The organism is Vibrio sp. 10N.247.311.51 (assembly GCF_041467855.1).
Taxonomy (GTDB): domain Bacteria; phylum Pseudomonadota; class Gammaproteobacteria; order Enterobacterales; family Vibrionaceae; genus Vibrio; species Vibrio coralliirubri.
Genome location: NZ_JBFSVK010000001.1, coordinates 306,581 through 325,430, shown reverse-complemented (window position 1 = coordinate 325,430; position 18,850 = coordinate 306,581). Strand labels below are relative to the sequence as shown.

The 18,850-nt window shown below is 46.1% G+C and carries 16 protein-coding genes; all 16 read left to right on the top strand.

Annotated elements, in window-relative coordinates; all coding sequences use genetic code 11:
• The first annotated feature begins 45 nt into the window (after window positions 1-45).
• The 16 genes from AB6E85_RS01430 to AB6E85_RS01355 all read left to right on the top strand — a co-directional run bounded on the left by AB6E85_RS01430 (window position 46) and on the right by AB6E85_RS01355 (window position 18,771).
• The gene (locus AB6E85_RS01430) at window positions 46-1,242 is read left to right on the top strand and encodes a M20 aminoacylase family protein (RefSeq protein WP_048610035.1); all 1,197 of its coding nucleotides are present in this window, start codon (window positions 46-48) and stop codon (window positions 1,240-1,242) included.
• Between the two features lie 170 nt (window positions 1,243-1,412).
• Window positions 1,413-2,456, top strand: coding sequence for a TRAP transporter substrate-binding protein DctP (gene dctP / locus AB6E85_RS01425; RefSeq protein WP_050643501.1), 1,044 nt, complete (start codon window positions 1,413-1,415; stop codon window positions 2,454-2,456).
• A 121-nt stretch (window positions 2,457-2,577) separates the two neighbouring features.
• A complete protein-coding gene (locus AB6E85_RS01420; protein WP_048610032.1) occupies window positions 2,578-3,120 on the top strand; it encodes a TRAP transporter small permease in 543 nt (180 codons plus the stop codon).
• A complete protein-coding gene (locus AB6E85_RS01415; protein ID WP_048610030.1) occupies window positions 3,117-4,460 on the top strand; it encodes a TRAP transporter large permease in 1,344 nt (447 codons plus the stop codon). The genes AB6E85_RS01420 and AB6E85_RS01415 overlap by 4 nt, the downstream gene beginning before the upstream one ends.
• A gap of 37 nt (window positions 4,461-4,497) precedes the next feature.
• Window positions 4,498-5,682, top strand: coding sequence for a M24 family metallopeptidase (locus tag AB6E85_RS01410; protein ID WP_372141127.1), 1,185 nt, complete (start codon window positions 4,498-4,500; stop codon window positions 5,680-5,682).
• A 208-nt stretch (window positions 5,683-5,890) separates the two neighbouring features.
• Window positions 5,891-7,573, top strand: a complete 1,683-nt coding sequence (locus AB6E85_RS01405) for an LruC domain-containing protein (protein WP_050647627.1) — start codon at window positions 5,891-5,893, stop codon at window positions 7,571-7,573.
• A 9-nt stretch (window positions 7,574-7,582) separates the two neighbouring features.
• The gene (locus AB6E85_RS01400) at window positions 7,583-8,089 is read left to right on the top strand and encodes a hypothetical protein (protein ID WP_048614283.1); all 507 of its coding nucleotides are present in this window, start codon (window positions 7,583-7,585) and stop codon (window positions 8,087-8,089) included.
• A 429-nt stretch (window positions 8,090-8,518) separates the two neighbouring features.
• Window positions 8,519-9,121 (top strand): transcriptional regulator BetI, encoded by a 603-nt coding sequence (gene betI, locus AB6E85_RS01395; protein ID WP_004732441.1) that lies wholly within the window; start codon window positions 8,519-8,521, stop codon window positions 9,119-9,121.
• Window positions 9,122-9,233: 112 nt separating this feature from the next.
• Window positions 9,234-10,694 carry a betaine-aldehyde dehydrogenase gene (gene betB, locus AB6E85_RS01390; protein WP_372141125.1) on the top strand — a complete coding sequence of 487 codons (1,461 nt, stop codon included), beginning with the start codon at window positions 9,234-9,236 and terminating at the stop codon, window positions 10,692-10,694.
• A 72-nt stretch (window positions 10,695-10,766) separates the two neighbouring features.
• Window positions 10,767-12,479 (top strand): choline dehydrogenase, encoded by a 1,713-nt coding sequence (betA, locus tag AB6E85_RS01385; protein ID WP_372141124.1) that lies wholly within the window; start codon window positions 10,767-10,769, stop codon window positions 12,477-12,479.
• Window positions 12,480-12,598: 119 nt separating this feature from the next.
• Complete coding sequence (locus AB6E85_RS01380; RefSeq protein ID WP_017070132.1) at window positions 12,599-13,570, top strand: choline ABC transporter substrate-binding protein; 972 nt, start codon at window positions 12,599-12,601, stop codon at window positions 13,568-13,570.
• A gap of 95 nt (window positions 13,571-13,665) precedes the next feature.
• Window positions 13,666-14,508: a choline ABC transporter permease subunit gene (gene choW / locus AB6E85_RS01375; RefSeq protein WP_019824535.1), complete on the top strand. Its 843-nt coding sequence runs from the start codon at window positions 13,666-13,668 to the stop codon at window positions 14,506-14,508.
• 2 nt (window positions 14,509-14,510) lie between these two features.
• Window positions 14,511-15,722, top strand: a complete 1,212-nt coding sequence (gene choV, locus AB6E85_RS01370) for a choline ABC transporter ATP-binding protein (RefSeq protein WP_372141122.1) — start codon at window positions 14,511-14,513, stop codon at window positions 15,720-15,722.
• Window positions 15,723-16,083: 361 nt separating this feature from the next.
• Window positions 16,084-16,566: a MarR family winged helix-turn-helix transcriptional regulator gene (locus AB6E85_RS01365; protein WP_017061075.1), complete on the top strand. Its 483-nt coding sequence runs from the start codon at window positions 16,084-16,086 to the stop codon at window positions 16,564-16,566.
• A gap of 273 nt (window positions 16,567-16,839) precedes the next feature.
• Window positions 16,840-18,255, top strand: coding sequence for a coniferyl aldehyde dehydrogenase (locus AB6E85_RS01360; protein ID WP_372141121.1), 1,416 nt, complete (start codon window positions 16,840-16,842; stop codon window positions 18,253-18,255).
• 72 nt (window positions 18,256-18,327) lie between these two features.
• On the top strand, window positions 18,328-18,771 hold the full coding sequence (locus AB6E85_RS01355; RefSeq protein ID WP_017070129.1) for a hypothetical protein: 444 nt from the start codon (window positions 18,328-18,330) through the stop codon (window positions 18,769-18,771).
• The last annotated feature ends 79 nt before the right edge of the window (window positions 18,772-18,850 follow it).

Below are 18,850 nucleotides of genomic sequence, written 5' to 3'. Positions count from 1 at the left end.
CACATTTTACGTTAATACAAAGAATGACACTTTGGGACTACTACTATGCCTTCTACTTTCTCGATAAAACCAGACCAATTGTCTTCGCAGCTTATTCAAAGCATGACGGAGTGGCGTCAACATTTACACCGTTTCCCTGAGTGTGGTTTTGATGTGAATCTGACCTCCGATTTTATCGCTGACAAGTTACACAGTTTTGGTATCGAGGTAGTGCGTAACATTGGTAAAACAGGATTAGTTGGGATACTTCGTTCAGGATCGAGTGAAGCGAGCATTGGTCTGAGAGCTGATATGGATGCTCTGCACATTCACGAGCAAAACAACTTCGCACACTGCTCACAACACGATGGAAAGATGCACGCTTGTGGTCACGATGGACACTCCGCAATGCTGCTTGGCGCTGCAAGCTATCTAGCCGAGGCCCCAACCTTTGATGGCACTGTGTATTTCATTTTTCAACCCGATGAAGAGCACGGTTGTGGCGCACAAGCGATGATTGATGATGGCTTGTTTGAGCGATTCTCTATTGATGAAGTGTATGGCGTGCATAATTTCCCCGGCTTAGCGGAAGGTGAATTGATGGTTCGTCCCGGATCATTAATGGCTAGTGAAAGTAGCTTTGAGATTACCATCAATGGCGTGGGTGGACATGCTGCTCTGCCGCACCAAGGCGTCGATCCTTTAGTCGTTGGTTCGCAAGTCATTCTTGGTCTGCAAACCATAGTATCTCGCAACCTTAGTGCGATCCACGATACGGCTGTAGTCTCTGCGACCGAGTTTATTACTGATGGCACGGTCAACGTTATCCCGACCCAAGTAACCATCAAAGGTGACTGCCGCTGCTTCACTGAGTCTTCTCTCGATCGAATCAAGCAAAGTATGGAGCGAATCGTAGCGGGCATTTGTCAGGCGGCAGGTGCGACCTACGAATTTGAGTTTATCAATACCTTCTACCCAACCATCAACAGTGAGCAACAAACCCAATATTCGGTTGCCGCCGCGCAGAAGGTGCTCGGTGTCGAGAAGGTTAATGACGCCTGCGATCCACTGACAATTTCGGAAGATTTCTCAAGCATGTTACGCGTTAAACCGGGCTGTTATGTGCTGTTGGGTAATGGCACGGAATCGGTCGGTGGCTGCGCATTGCATAACCCAAAATACGACTTTAACGACGGCATCTTAAAGCTCGGTGCGAGCTACTGGATTCAGTTGGTGAACGACCGTTTAGCAAGATCAATTTAGAAACGGCTCAATTAGAAGCAACAAGTAGAGAAACAGATTCAGCAGTGACGGATTTGGCACTGCAAGATGGCTGACTTTAAACGGAGTTTATTGTCGATACAGCCAAACTGAAGCGCGTGAATTGACCAAAGTCATCAGCGTGAAATTAGGATAATAAAAGGAAAGACAGGATGAAACGATTAGGCGTAGCACTGCTAAGTTTGAGCATGGTTTTTGGCGTTCATGCCGAAACATGGAAGTTTGCTTCAGAAGAGGACAAAACAGACGTTCAAGACATCTATGCGCAAAAATTTGCGGAAGTGATTAAGAAGGAATCTGATGGCGATATCCGTGTTCGCATCTATTACTACGGACAATTGGGCACAGAGAACGACATTGTAGAATTGGCTGCTAAAGGCACTATTCAATTCGTGTCTGTAGGCGCGGGTCACTTAGGGTCTTATGTTCCCGAGGTTCAGGCAGTGAGCTTACCTTATGTGCTGGGTACTAACGAAGCGATTACGCATAAGGTCTTAACGGAAAGCCCAACCATCTACAACAAGTTGGCACCCAAGTTTGAGAGCGTAAACCTAAAGCTGTTGTCGATGATGTCGGAAGGCGAAATGGTTTGGGGCGGTAATAAACCTATTCGTACTCCTGAAGATTTTGCGAACCAGAAAATCCGTACTTTCACTTCAACCATTCCTGTTGAAACCTACAAAGCGTTTGGTGCAACACCTACCCCTCTTTCTTGGGGTGAAGTGTACGGCTCACTGCAACTTAAGACTATCGATAGCATGGTTAACCCTATCTACTTCATCTACAACGCGAAGTGGCATGAAGTTCAAGACTACTTGATGTTCCCAGGTCAGCAACCTTATGTGAGCACCGTTTCGACCAACAGCAAGTGGTACAACGGTTTGTCAGAGGAGAAGCAAGCGATGGTCGACAAAGCGATCAAAGCCGCAGATCAAGCTGCTTATGACTACCAGATTCGCATCAACAAAGAGAACATGGACAAGATCCTGAAAGAGCGTCCAAACATGCAAGTGGTTGTGTTGACGGATGAAGAGCGTGAGCGCTTTAAAACACTCAGCCAAAAACTGCACACCACCTACTATGACGTAGTGGCAAATGCCTACCCAGCGGGTCAGCAGAGTGAAGCTCGTGAGGGGGCGAAAAACATTCTCGAAGAAATCCTAAGTGAAGTGAAGACTGCTTCAGCAACGCAATAAAAAGCGTTAGTAAGGATGATAGTTATCCGTTGATATGTGTCAACGGATAGCTTATCCCAACCTTCTCCAAATAGTGGCAATGGACTCGTGTCACTGAACGAAGTATGGAGCACTGCCTGCTATGAAAGAACTGCTACATAAAATAAGTGTCGCGACAGAAAAGCTAGAGCGCTTTCTGATCATGACTGCCATTCTCGCGATGATGATCAACTCTACTGCCAATGCGATTGGTCGTTACGCTTTCAATAAAAGCCTATTTTTCTCGGAAGAGCTGAATCAGTTTCTGATTGTCTCTGTTACCTTCGTCGGCTTCGCTTATGCGGTGCGCCAAGGTCGAAATATTCGTATGACCGCGGTCTACGATTCATTGAGTACTAAAGCTCAGAAAGTTCTCACAACCATCATTGCGTTATTAACCGCAATGCTGATGTTTTATCTCACCTACCACGCGTTCTTTTACGTTAAAGAGCTGAAAGACATCAATCGGTTAAGTCCAGCCCTGCAGTTCCCTGTGTATTGGGTATACGCGATCATTCCAATTGGTTTTTTCATCGCCGGATTGCAATACAGCATGAGTTTTTTAATGAACTTACTGCACAAAGAAATCTACGTGTCATTTGACGTGATTGAAAATAGAAACACAAAAGTAGGTGAGTTTGAATGAGCGATGTTGCACAGTTTTTCTCGGACATTATTGCCGGCGAATTAGATATTTATGTCATCACATTTACTCTTGTCTCTGTGATGGTGATTTTGCTGTTTTTGAGCTTCCCTATGATTGTGCCGTTAGCGGTTGGGGCTTTAATTGGCTTGATTCATTTCTCTCAGGTTGAGCCCGGTGTATTGATTCAGCAGATGGTTACGGGTATCTCGCCGAACGCATTGATTGCGGTTCCGATGTTCATCTTGGCTGCGGATATTATGACGCGTGGACACACGGCTTATAACTTACTTGGCCTTATTCAAGCGTTTGTTGGACACCTGCGTGGCGGGTTACCGATTACTACGTGTATCAGCTGTACCTTGTTTGGTTCTGTTTCCGGTTCGACCCAAGCGACCGTGGTGTCGGTCGGGCAAATCATGCGTCCTAAGTTACTGCAAGCAGGGTACAAAGACAGCTTTGTGATGGCGTTGATCATCAATGCCAGTGACATCGCGTTTCTTATTCCACCGAGCATCGGCTTGATTCTTTACGGCACCTTAGCCAACGCCAGTGTAGGGGAGTTGTTTATTGCTGGTATTGGTCCGGGCTTAGTGCTCGCTAGCCTGTTCTCGTTATACAGCTATGCCTACAGCGTAAAACACAGCGACACCATCTCTTTGGTTGAAAAGGCCAACACTGCTGAGCGTATTGAAGCGATCAAGAAAGCGATTCTTCCTCTCGGCTTCCCTGCTTTGATTATCGGTGGTATCTATTCTGGCGTGGTCACGCCTACGGAAGCGGCTTCATTTGCCGTGTTGTATGCAATCATCGTTGAGTGCATTTTCTATCGCAAACTTGGCGTAAAAGACATCTGCGATGCGGCGCTGAATACCGGTTTGATTACTGCCGTTGTCTTTGTGCTGGTGGGTGTTGGACAGGCGTTTTCTTGGTACATCTCATTTGAGCAAATTCCTCAGGAGTTACTCGCTCCTCTTAATCTAGAAGACGCCTCACCTGAATACATTCTGTTTGTTATCGCACTGACTTTTTTTGTTGGCTGCATGTTCGTGGACTCATTGGTGGTTCTACTGATCTTGACGCCGATTTTTATGCCGATTGTTAATGCCGCAGGGATCGATCCAATCTTGGTCGGTGTGATGGTAACGCTGCAAATGGCCATTGGGTCGGCAACACCTCCATTTGGTTGTGACATCTTTACAGCTATCGCGATTTTCGAGCGGCCTTACATGGAAGTGATCCGTGGGACATTACCGTTTTTCCTTATTTTGATATTGATGTCTGCTTTGCTGATTTTCTTCCCAAGTATTGCACTGTTACCAAGAGATATTTTATTCAATTAATTCGTCGAGTTACCCTTATTCAATCAAGGATAGAAATATGAGTATATTGCCGTTAACACCTCCGAAGAGAGGGTTTGAATCAGCAGAACTAGAGCAACGTACTGTCGAGTTACAACAACGTCTACGTGCTCAAAACATCGATGCTGCGTTTTTCACGACCGAGCCTGAATTCCGCTATTTTAGTGGTTTTAAATCGCAGTTTTGGGAAAGCCCAACTCGACCTTGGTTTTTGGTGGTGCCAGCGGTTGGTAAGCCCATAGCGGTAGTACCAGAGATCGGTGTCGCTGGCTTTGAAGAAACATGGATTGAAGATATACGCAGTTGGCCATCACCAAGGCCAGAAGATGACGGTATCTCTTTGTTAGCGGCAACGTTGTCTGAAGTATCGAGAGGTTCTCGTCGAATCGGTTCGATGGTCGGCCCAGAAACACATCTGCGTATGCCGGCCACTAACTATGCATTGTTACAGCAGAAGCTAAGCCAACATAGTGTGGTTGATGTATCGCTGATGATTCGCGATATGCGCAGTGTTAAGTCTCAAGCCGAAATCGATAAAGTACGCTTTGCGTGCCAAGTCACGGCGGCGGGTTTTGAGTATCTTCGCCAAAATTTAGCAATAGGCATGACAGAACGACAGGCGTGTAAAGCCATGCACTTAGAGATGTTACGTTTGGGTGCCGATGCGTGTCCCTATCTTATTTCCGCGTCCGGCCAAGGTGGATATGACAATATCATTATGGGACCAACCGACCGTGTACTCGGTAAAGGTGACGTGTTGATCATCGATACGGGGGCTAACTTTGATGGTTACTTCAGCGACTTTGATCGTAATTATGCCTTTGGTCATGCAGCACCTGATACCATCGCTGCTTACGATGCCGTTTATCAGTCGACTGAAGCGGGGCTCGCGATTGCTGAGCCGGGACGCACCACTGGAGACGTGTGGCAAGCCATGTGGTCGGTACTGGAGAAGAGTGGTGCGCTTGGCAACGATGTGGGTCGTATGGGGCATGGTTTAGGTATGCAGCTAACAGAGTGGCCATCACATGTGCCTAACGGTGATGTGACCTTAAAACCGGGTATGGTGTTAACGCTTGAGCCGGGTATGGCATTTGCGAAAAATCGCATGATGGTACATGAGGAAAATATCGTCATCACAGAATCTGGCTGCGAAATGCTGCATCAAAGAGCTTGGCAGTCGATGCCGATTATAGGCGAATAAACCACAGTTAGTTACTTTGTTAACCCTTCTATTCATCCCAAATTAAGACCGCTATTTGAATAGCGGTTTTTACATTCAACTTCATTCTCAAAATGAGAATTTTCGACTAGATAACCATAACCTTCTGTTAAGTATAGTTTTATTTTTCGGCACTATACTTGCTCGATTCCTCTTTACACGTTTATGGCTAGTTGAAAGAGGGAACATAATGAGAAATTGGAATTCAGTCATACTGCCCAGTTGTTTAATGCCGTGTTTTGCGATGGCGCTAACAACTGCGGATCTTACCTTTGAATCTGGAGCTGATGCGTCAAACTATTCGGCAAAAGGTAAGCCCAACAATACTTATTCAATAGCCGATTCACTCCCACAAGATGTACTAACCAACGTTTATTCGATGCTCCCTGAAGGCAGTACGGTGAACAGTGCGTTTATTGCGCCCGAACGTTATTCGAGCATTGATATTGATGATGAGTTGAACGGTGCAGAGTACGCAACGGCGAAAATCACGTTCTTGAATGAAGGGGCGGGTTATCGAAATTCCCTCGGTTACTTTGTGTTTGACACTAACAACCCACCGGCGACCAAAGACGACATCAATGCACATGTAATCGTGTTTCCGAACACGTCTGTTGCGAGTGTTGGTGAGATGCAGGAGGGCGACACGATTGATTTAAGTGTCCAACTTACCGCTGGCCAAACATTGGCTTTCTTCATTATCTCTAATGGTTGGGGGTGGGAGGGTTCTTATAACAACATCCCGTGGCTTGGCGGTTGGGGAACACCTTTTTACAGCTATCCATCGCTCAACCCAGAGGCGACCGCTGAATATCGAAGACACAATGTTGCCTTCCTCGATACAGAAAATGAGTTCTTAGTACTTGGCTTTGAGGATATTTATCGCCCTACCGGAGACAACGACTTTAATGATTTGATCTTCACTGTTGAAGTGACGCCATTTGCGGCTGTTGATGGGGTCAATGAAGATGGTACGACAGATTCTAAATACGAAGTGCTTGTGCAAGAGAACAATGAGGATGTGACAGTCACGTCGGTCTACCCAAGCTCGAACAGCTACGCAACGATCGCATTTGAGGATAATTGGCCCTTAAAAGGGGATTATGATTTCAATGATGTGGTGTGGCGTTACCGAGTGACAGAGCAACTCAACGGACAACGAGAACTTAAAAACTTAACCATAGATTACACACTTCAGGCGATGGGGGCTGGCTACTCCAATGGCTATGCCTTGAAACTGCCGAACGTTCTGCCTGCTAACGTGGCATCCACAACATTGACTCGAAATGGTGTTGCCGTTGGCCATACCATTCTCAAAGAGGGGAGCAGCGAAACGATTCTGATGGTGTCTGAAGATCTGAGAGTGGAGCTAGAAAACCTAGGTGAACTCACCGAAAGCTGCGTCTTCTACCGAACACAAAGCGCATGCTCTGAACAGCAAAATGCTGATGCTCTCAACTATCAATTGTACGTCGAGTTTACGTCTCCAGTATCGCGTGATGATATCGGCTATCCACCTTATGACTCATTCATTTTCGCGGCTGAAGATATGTACCACGGTGATTTTGTTGGCACTCCTCCAGGTATGACATGGCAAACTCATCTCAAAGCGTTTTCTGGCACCAGTGACATGAATAATGCCTTGTTCAATAGTCACGATGACCGTTCTTCGGGCTCTGAATCGTTTAAGACCAGCAACAACATGCCTTGGGTGATTAACATCCGTGACGAATGGGACCACCCTGTTGAGTACATTGACATCAGTGAAGCTTATACGTCGTTCCCTACATGGGTAACCAGTAGTGGTGAGACAGATGGCGAGTGGTACAAGGCATCGACCACCAATAAAGTTATTTCAGCGACGGACGAGTAGGAGAGCACCATGAATTATACAATCAAACTATTCACCATCAGTTCTCTGCCTTTGTTAGTCGCTGCCTGTGGCGGCGGAGGTGGTGGGGGAAGCTCAAGTGCTGCGCCAGCTCAGACACCATCGGCCACGCCAACACCGGTTCAGACGCCCGCTTCTCCTGCTCAGCCAGCCGTTGCAGCGATAACCGACACTTCGGAGATTGTTGCGCAAGCTGGGTTTTCGTTTGATGTCGGTGAGAAGATCAGTTTGTCGATGGATTACACGGGAACCACTCCGGGAGCGCTGCACTTGTATTCCGAGTCGGCATTTGTGATGAGTAACGGTGATGTTGTCGCTGACCCATTGTCTAGAATCACAACGGTATACCCAACTCAAATCGATGTTGTGGAATTAGAAGTGAATGGGAACTGGGATCAAATCTACGCTCGTTGGGTGCCGATGAGCAGCAGTGAACAAGAGCAAAGTTGGGTAATTTCACTGGATCAATCGAGCAATAGTTACCACTTGGCTTTTTAGTTGAACCAACCACGCTTTATTATCTCAATATTGGCGATAAAAATGAGAGCACCGAACTCGTTTATGGTGCTCTCGTTATAACTGATTTTCATTTTTACTCTTCATCAATCGCATCATCGACTTTCCCTCCCAATGCACAAATAACGATGCCTATTCGCTGTGTCTCGCCCTATTTCGGCACAGAAGACAAGTGGTTGAAGTTTGTTCAGAATAAGCAAAAACATTTGACCAATAACTATCACACCTCAAATCTTTAATTGTTTTCGTTAGTGCTCTAAATGATATTTAATTTATTGTTTTATAATGATTTTTGTTGTTTTGAATGCTGTATTGTTACGGATTTGTTTTAAATAATCATTTGAACCCTAACTAAATTTCTGTCATTTTATATTTAACTGAACGTTCAATATAAAATAAAAGGACTGAGAAATGCCGAAGGTTGGGATGCCTGATATACGTAAACCACAGCTTGTTCAAGCCACCATGACGGTGATTGATCGAGTGGGTTTGCATGCCGCGAGTATTGCGTTGATCAGCAAAGAAGCGGGAGTCTCCACTGGCATTATTAATCATTATTTTGGTGGAAAGCATGGGCTGCTCGAAGAGACCATGCGTGAAATCCTTCGCCAACTTTCTAATACCATCACCACGTCACTAAAAGCGCTTCCTGTTGATGCTCACCAACAGAGAATCAACGCGATCATCGATGGTAACTTCGAAGGTTACCAAGCAGAAAATAAGGTCGCGAAGGCGTGGTTGGCATTTTGGTCATATTCAATGCATGACGAGCAGCTGAAAAGACTGCAGCGTGTGAATGAAAAACGTTTGATTTCACACTTACGTCTTGAGTTGAAAGGTATTTTGAATCATGAACAAGCGGATCTCGTTGCTCACGGGATTGCGTCTCTGATTGATGGTTTGTGGCTGAGAGGCACACTAAACCCAGATGGTATCGATGCTCAAAAGGCGCGTGCCATCATCAATGATTATCTAGATAAGCAACTTACATTCTACTCGTGTCACAGCAAATAGATCGTAGTGGCAGCGCTAGGTCTAGACCTAGAGCAAGAACGACCGCTATTACACCCAATACTCACATATAGACCAGTAGAGTCTAATAACAATAATTAAGTCAGAATCTCAAATGGAAATGAACTCGTTATACATCGATGGCGCAGCGGTTAAAGCAACCTCTGGTGAAACCTTCGATAGCATTAACCCTGCCAACGGTGAACCTATCGCGACGTTAGGGCAAGCATCTTCAGCGGATGTCGACAGTGCTATTGAATCTGCGAAGCGCGGATTTTCGGTATGGTCTGCAATGACCGCTGTGGAACGCAGCCGTATTCTGTTGAAGGCAGTGGAAATACTTAGAGCTCGAAATAATGACCTTGCAAACCTTGAGGTTGTTGATACGGGCAAGCCGCTGCAAGAAGCAATTGAAGTGGATGTGGCGTCTGGCGCTGATGTTATTGAATACTTTGCTGGCTTGGCTCCAACGCTACAAGGCGACCAACAGCCGCTGAGTGAATCTCAATTTTTCTACACTCGCCGCGAACCGCTAGGCATCTGTGCGGGCATTGGCGCGTGGAACTACCCTATCCAAATCGCGATGTGGAAATCGGCTCCGGCATTGGCCGCGGGTAACGCGATGATTTTCAAACCTTCAGAAGAAACGCCGCTCACAGCGCTCAAGCTTGCTGAGATATTTACCGAAGCTGGTCTTCCTGATGGCGTGTTCAACGTGGTTCAGGGCGATTACCGTGTAGGTCAAATGCTAACGGCGCACCCAGACATCGCGAAAGTGTCCTTCACGGGCGAAACCGGTACCGGTAAAGCGGTAATGTCAGATAGCGCTAAGACGCTGAAATCAGTCACCATGGAACTTGGCGGCAAGTCACCAATGATCGTGTTTGATGATGCGAAATTGGATGATGCAGTTTCCGCTTCGATGGTGGCTAACTTCTACACCCAAGGCGAAGTGTGTACTAACGGTACCCGTGTTTATGTACACGAAAACATCTACAACGCATTCATCGACCAACTTAAAACACGCACTGAGAAGCTGATCATTGGTAACCCAATGGATATGGAGACTCAGATCGGCGCGTTGATTTCTAAAGAACACCTTTCAAAAGTCCTTGAAGCAATTGAGCTAGCTAAGCAGTCGGGTGCAACCTTGCTGACGGGCGGCTATCGAGTGACGGACAACGGCCTCGAAAATGGCAACTTTGTTATCCCAACCGTGTTTGTAGATTGCGAAGACAACATGCCTCACGTTCAACAAGAGATCTTCGGCCCTGTAATGTCAGTGTTGAAGTTTACGGACGAAGACGATGTGATTCGCCGCGCTAACGACACCAAATATGGCCTTGCGGCTGGTGTGTTCACGCAAAACCTTTCTCGTGCGCACCGTGTTATTCATCAAATGCAGGCAGGTATTTGTTGGGTGAACACGTGGGGCGACTCACCAGCAGAAATGCCTGTTGGTGGTTACAAGCTTTCGGGTATTGGCCGTGAAAATGGACCCGAAACCCTACTTCATTATACGCAGACTAAGAGCATTCTTATTGAACTTGGCGACTACGCCAGCCCTTATGCCTAACGCGTAACACTCAATTTTATGGGTTAGCTTAAAAGAGCTAGCCCTACTGACTCATCTCAGGGAAATCAAAACATGGAACAACGCTACGATTATATTATCGTCGGCGCGGGTTCGGCCGGCTGTGTGTTAGCGGATAGGCTAACGGAAAGCGGTGAACATAGCGTTTTATTACTGGAAGCTGGTGGTACGGATAAGAGCATTTTTATCCAGATGCCAACCGCACTTTCTTACCCAATGAATACTGAAAAGTACGCTTGGCAATTTGAAACAGAGCAAGAACCGGGTCTTGATGGACGCGAACTGCACTGCCCACGTGGCAAAGTGTTAGGCGGTAGCTCATCGATCAACGGCATGGTTTATGTTCGTGGCCACGCGTGTGATTTTGACCAATGGGAAGAAGAGGGCGCAGCGGGTTGGAACTATCAAGCTTGCCTGCCTTACTTCCGCCGCGCTGAATCATGGAACAAAGGCGGTGATGAATACCGTGGCGACAATGGCCCTGTCGGCACTTGTAACGGTAACGATATGGAGCTCAACCCGCTTTACCAAGCGTTTATCGATGCAGGTAAAGACGCAGGTTATCCAGAAACCAACGATTACAACGGCTACCAGCAAGAAGGCTTCGGCACTATGCATATGACGGTAGACAAGGGTGTTAGAGCCTCAACCTCTAACGCTTATCTACGCCGTGCATTGAAGCGTTCAAACCTGACCTTAAAGAAAGGCATCGTGGCGCGTCGTTTCTTACTTGAAGCACAAGACTCAGAAGGTCAATCGGACTTGAAAGCGGTCGGTGTCGAGTTTGAAAAGTCAGGCAATACCCAGGTGGCTGTGGCGAACAAAGAAGTGATCTCTTCTGCGGGTTCTATCGGTTCTGTTCAACTGCTGCAGCTTTCTGGTATTGGCCCGAAAGCCGTGCTTGAAAAGGCCGGTGTTGAAGTTAAACACGAACTGAGCGGTGTCGGTGAAAACCTTCAAGATCACTTAGAAGTGTACTTCCAATATCACTGCAACGAACCCATCACGCTCAACAGCAAGCTTGGCTTGGTCAGCAAGGGCATGATTGGCGCGGAATGGATTCTGACTCGTAAAGGCCTTGGTGCGACTAACCACTTTGAATCGTGCGCGTTCATTCGTTCTCGCAAAGGATTGAAGTGGCCAAACATTCAATACCACTTCCTACCAGCCGCAATGCGTTACGACGGCCAAGCGGCTTTTGATGGCCATGGCTTCCAAGTACACGTTGGGCCTAATAAGCCAGAAAGTCGCGGTACGGTTGCGATCACCTCTGCTGATCCGCATGCCAAGCCAGAGATCATTTTCAACTACATTTCGACTGAGCAAGACCGCCAAGATTGGCGCGATTGTATTCGTCTGACGCGTGAAATTTTGTCGCAACCTGCGATGGATGTGTACCGAGGCGAAGAGATTCAGCCTGGTCTAAGTGTGACTTCTGATGAAGCCATCGACGAATGGGTTAAGCAGAACGTGGAAAGTGCGTATCACCCTTCATGTGGCTGCAAAATGGGCGCTGATGATGATCCAATGGCAGTGCTTGATGAAGAGTGTCGTGTTCGCGGTATTGATAATCTGCGCGTTGTCGATTCGTCTGTTTTCCCAGTTATTCCAAACGGCAACTTGAACGCCCCGACCATTATGGTGGCTGAGCGTGCTTCCGATTTGATTTTGGGTAAGCCAATGCTCAAAGAGCAGGACGTTCCAGTGTGGATTGCACCTGAATGGCAAGAGAAGCAAAGAATCAATAAACCAGTAAGAGAAGCGTAAGCCTCTGTTATTGAGATAAAAATAATAAAAAGTAACAACCAAAATTAGTCAAAAGTCAGCAAAACTGCCCTGATTAGTATGAGTTAGGGCAGAAAAAGGAAAGATAAAAAGGAATCATTATGACGACTCAACATAAACAAACCGCTACAAAAAAGGTATTAGCAACATTAGCCATCAGTTCATTTGCATTTGGTGCTAACGCTTCTATTGAACCACAGCAATGTGAAAACGTCCGCTTCGCTGATGTAGGCTGGACTGACATTACCGCAACAACCGCCGTTACTTCTGAACTATTAAAAGGCCTTGGTTACAAAACCAAAACCGACCTACTTTCAGTACCGGTGACTTACTCTTCAATGGCGAACGGCGATATTGACGTATTCCTAGGCAACTGGATGCCAACCATGGAAGGCGATATTGCTAAGTACCGTGAAGAGGGCACGGTTGAAACCGTTCGTGCCAACCTTGAAGGCGCAAAATACACACTAGCTGTACCAAAATACGTGTACGACTCTGGTGTAAAAAGTTTCGCAGACCTAGCAAAACATGCCGACAAATTTAAAGACCGCATCTACGGCATCGAGCCGGGTAACGACGGTAACCGCCTAATCCAATCAATGATTGATTCTGACGCGTTTGGCTTGAAAGATTTCAGCCTAGTGGAATCAAGCGAAGCGGGCATGGTGTCTCAAGTGTCACGCGCAGCACGTCGTAGCCAATGGATTGTTTACCTTGGTTGGGCACCGCACCCAATGAACAGCAATGTTGAGATGGAATACCTTTCAGGCGGTGACGACTTCTTCGGCCCTAACTACGGTGGCGCGAATGTTTACACCAACGTTCGTTCAAACTACCTGTCTGAGTGTGCAAACGTCGGTCAACTTCTACAAAACCTAGAATTCACTCTAGAGATGGAAAACCAGTTGATGGAAGAGATTCTTAACCAAAAAGTGAAGCCAGAAAAAGCGGCTCAACAATGGTTGAACAACAACCCTCAACAAGTTGAAGCTTGGTTAGACAACGTAAAAACGCATAAAGGTGAATCAGCGACTCAAGCCGTTACTGAATACCTAAAGCAAGTTAAAGCTTAGTTCTACCTATCTCAACAGCTACATAAATAATAAAGGTGGGCTTGCCAATTTATCGATTGGTTTGAAGTAGCCCACCCATAATAAAAGGCAATATTGTGAATTTTATTACGGAAAACAAAATCCCTGTCGGACAATGGATGGAAGCGGGTGTTGATTGGCTAACAATCAATGCAGCAGGATTCTTTGACGCTATTTCGATTTTTCTAGAAACCGTCATTATGTTTTTAGTCGACGTATTTAAGTGGATGCCGCCTGCACTGCCAATCGTGATTACTGCTGCGATTGCATGGTACTTACACCGTAAACCTTCGCTAGTGATCTTTGTGGTCGCGGCACTGCTGACTATTCTTAACCTCGGCTACTGGCAAGAAATGCTGGAAACCTTTGTTCTCGTCTTTGCGGCGACAACGATTTCCGTATTAATTGGCGTACCGGTTGGCATCATGGCAGCGCATCGTCCTTGGCTCTATACGATGTTGCGCCCAATTCTCGATTTAATGCAGACCGTTCCAACTTTCGTTTATCTGATTCCAACTCTGGTTCTATTCGGCTTGGGCATCGTTCCTGGCTTAATCTCGACCATTATTTTCGCGATAGCTGCGCCGATTCGTTTGACTTATTTAGGGGTAACGAAAGTCCCTGAAGAGCTGATTGAAGCGGGTAAAGCCTTTGGTGCAAGTCGGATGAAGTTACTGCTCAAAGTTGAATTACCTGCCGCTCTGCCAAGCATCATGGCGGGTGTCACCCAATGTATTATGTTGTCGCTTTCGATGGTGGTTATCGCCGCTCTTGTTGGTGCTGACGGACTTGGTAAACCGGTTGTTCGTGCATTGAACACAGTGAACATCTCACAAGGTTTTGAAGCCGGATTAGCGATTGTTTTAGTCGCAATCATCCTTGACCGCTTGTGCAAAACACCAAACCAGAAGGAAGCCTAATCATGTCTATCTCTCAGGAACAAAAGGCAATGGACGCGATTACCATTAAAAACCTTGATGTTGTGTTTGGTAACAAAGCCAATCAAGCGCTGGAACTACTCGACCAGGGTAAAACTCGCCAAGAGATCATCGATGAAACAGGTCAAGTTGTCGGCGTAGACAATGTGTCGCTGACGGTGGAAGAAGGCGAGATCTGTGTATTGATGGGTTTGTCTGGTTCTGGTAAATCATCTTTGCTTCGCGCAGTTAACGGCTTGAACGAGATCAGCCGTGGTTCACTGACGATCAAAGACGGTGACCAACAAGTCGATTTAGCACAGTGTGATGAAGCGACTCTGCGTCATCTTCGTACTCACCGTGTATCCATGGTTTTCCAAAAGTTTGCTTTGATGCCATGGCTTAACGTATTAGACAACGTGGCGTTTGGTCTTGAAATGCAGGGTGTAGCAAAAGATGTTCGTCGTGCAAAAGCGCGTGAGCAATTGGAAATGGTCGGCCTAGCCGAATGGGAAACCAAATTCCCGCATGAGCTTTCTGGCGGCATGCAGCAACGTGTTGGTTTGGCACGTGCGTTTGCAATGGATACTGACATTCTATTGATGGATGAACCGTTTTCGGCGCTTGACCCACTGATTCGTGCTCAACTGCAAGATGAACTGATCACGCTGCAAAACAAACTCAACAAAACGATTCTGTTCGTGAGTCACGATCTAGATGAAGCACTGAAGATTGGCAATAACATCGCGATCATGGAGTCCGGCAAGCTGATTCAACACGGTAAGCCTGAAGAGATCGTATTGACGCCAAAAACAGAATACGTAAAAGACTTTGTGGCTCACACCAATCCATTGAATGTGCTTAAAGGTCGTTCTTTGATGCAGCCTCTTGATTCACTGACGCAAGAGAACGAAAGCTGGAAGATCTGCGATTCTAAAGATCTCTGGATTGAACAGAGCGAAGGTGCTTTATCAGTAAAAGGTGAATCTACTTTGGCGCTTGTCGAGTGGAGTGAGTCTGACGACCTAACCGCGATCAGCGCGTCGAGTGTGGTCGTGGCAAGTCCGGAAATTGGCATGCGTGATGCGATTAAACTGAAACAGCTAAGTAATCACCCGATTTTGCTGGTGGAAGACAATCAATTGGTGGGTATTTTGGATAACAGCGAGTTTTACAACGCACTAACGGGTAATTTTCAGATGAATACAGCCGCGTAAAATTTCGTTTTCCAGCTTGGTGATTAGGGCTGGTTTTTATAAGGTGGAGAGGGTTAAGTCTCTCTACCTCTATGATTATTAAAATATATTATTGTTTGAACTTGTATTCTCTGACTCACTGTTTTTGCCTTCATTGAAGCTTTCATTTCCCCTTCATTAAGTAAAAGTGCCGTACCACGCAAGTTTAGTGGTATAGAAAAGATTGAGAATAGTATGAACATCAGTACAATGCGGAAAAATCAATGAAGTAATTTATCAATTTACAGTGTAATTCGAGCTCGCCTGACGTAAATAATCAGGACATATCATCGCTCCGACGCTGTAAAACCATTCACAGTATATTAGTACAAAGGTCTGCATCTTGGACAAACATGACGAAATCCTGGTCGCTATTCGCCAAATTATTCGCGCTATCGATTTACACTCGAAAAAGCTGAGTAAAGAGTATGGTTTGACTGGCCCTCAATTAATCTTAATGAGAGCAATCCAAGAAATGGGTAATGTGACGATCAAAGAATTGTCTAATCACACCAATGTAAGCCAAGCCACCACAACCACGATCATCGATCGCTTGGAACTGAATGGATATGTACAACGTGTTCGCAGCTCGTCAGATCGCCGCAAAGTACACGCAAACCTGACTGAAAAAGGTCAAGAGTTGCTAAACAATGCGCCACCACCGCTGCAAGATAACTTCGTTAAAAAATTCCAAAACCTAGAGCCGTGGGAGCAAAGCTTACTGCTTTCTTCAATGCAGCGAGTATCATCAATGATGAACGCAGAAGACATCGACGCCGCTCCAGTACTTCAACTTGAAGGCATTGCAAACGTAGCCAAGAGCTAACGTCAGTTTTAAATTGTTTTTAGAACAACAACTTAGATAATTATCAAATGGTCGCATTAAGCGGCCATTTTTGATCCTGCCATTTAAAATCTCTATTTGCCTTGCGTGTTAGTTACGCCTTCTTATTTTAAATTTCCCTGACTTTTTGCCCCGTTTGTAGCCGCCTTATTGGATTGTAATCAAAACTCCATTGACGATTCTCTGACAATAAAACACTAGACCGACCGGTCTGTTGTGTATTATTGTGTGCTCATCTTAACCACGAGGTGATGTATGAAACACGAATTGACGCCAACACAAATGACCATGACGTTGAACAGCATGCAGGGAGCTTTTGCACAGAAACCGATGCCAGCGATATCGGAGAGAATTGAGCAGCTGCTCGCACTTAAATCTGCGCTAATCGATTACACAGATCGTTTGTGTGCAGCCTTGAGTGAGGACTATGGTCACCGCAGCCGACAAGACACTTTGATGGCTGACATATTGCCTTGTATCGGAAATATTGATCACAGCATTGAGTGTTTGCCTCATTGGTCGACATCTTCAATTCGTCATTCCGGCCCATTGCTTTCAACCTCTCGTGTTGAAGTGGTTTATCAACCCAAAGGCGTCGTCGGGATTATTGCTCCGTGGAATTTCCCGATCATGTTATCCGTCGGCCCACTTATTTCGGCGCTGGCTGCGGGAAATCGCGCCATGATCAAGATGAGCGAATTTACCCCAGCGACGAACCAAGTATTAACAGCGCTATTGGCGGAAGTTTTCCATGCCGATGAGGTGTGCTTGGTTGAAGGTGAGGTAGAAATCGCAGCCGCATTTTCGGCGTTGCCGTTTGATCATCTTCTGTTTACAGGGTCAACCCAAGTGGGTCGCCAAGTGATGAAGTCAGCGGCTGATGCGCTAACCCCAGTCACGCTAGAGCTGGGTGGAAAGTCGCCGGTTATCGTGGCAGAAGACATGCCGATTGATATTGCGGTAGAGCGAATCATTTATGGTAAGAGCCTCAATAACGGGCAGGTGTGTGTGGCTCCTGACTATGTATTGCTACCTGAAGGGAAAGTTGAATCTTTCATTCAAGAGTATAAAAAACAGTACCAATTGCTGTTCGATGAAGGGGTGTATTCCGAGAGTTTGACGTCCCTAATCAATCCTCGTCAATGCGACCGCATAGTTGGTTTGTTGAATGAAGAACGACAAGCTGGGACACGAATCGTTGCTTGCCATGATGAAGCGATGGACCTAGATACTCAGCGCTTGGTGACACATTTGATCGTTGAACCAAGCCTGTCATCCAAGGTGATGAACGAAGAGATTTTCGGCCCATTATTGCCCTTGATTACGTATCGCAATGTCGAAGAGGCGTTCCAAGTCATCAATAGCAAACCAAGGCCGTTAGCACTCTACCTGATGAGCTTTGATTTGAGCTTACAGGCTCAGGTTAAGCACCAAGTTCACTCCGGTGGCATGTGCATCAATGACTGTGTGTTCCATTTAGCAGTTGATGACGCGCCGTTTGGTGGCATTGGTGAATCAGGTCAGGGCAACTATCACGGTAAAGAAGGTTTCCTGACTTTCTCCCACGCCAAAACAGTCTTGGAAACGGGTTTAGATCACCGCGTTAAGCATCTGTTTTCAAAAGAAGACAACGAATTAAAAACCGCAGTGATGGGCATGCTTGGCCAGTAAATCATTGTTGGTATGGCATTGTTTATTTTTCAAAAAGTTATTTTCACGAAATTATTTTAAGAGGTTACTTTTATGTTGGAACGTTTTTTTGAACGTACGATCAAATCGTATTTGATGATCACCGGTTTCTTAACCGCTACGGCTTTTTCCACTTTCCTAGCGCCAGATTGGAGTATGCAGACGCTGTTCTCGTACAACGATACCATGATGGAAAACAAAGAGTATTTGCTCGGGACCTATCAACACTGGGGTGTGATGGTTGGCTGTATTGGTGTGTTGTTGATGTTCTCGGCGAAGTACAAATCGCTGCGTACCTCGACGATGATTTACAGCGCATTTGAGAAGTCGATGTTTGTTGGCATCTTCTTATACAACGTGTGTATCAACGATTATGAGTGGTTCTATGGCTGGAGCGGCGTGTTTGCGCTCGATGGTTTTGTGACCGTTTATTCTTTGGTTTATCTGTACTACTACCTCACTAGAGATAAGAGTAAGGTCCCAGCTCACCTTCGTTAATCGTTAACCGTTTGTGAGTTGCTCAGGGTGAGTCAATACACTTCTTTAATGATCAATAGCTTACTTATGATTACAGCCC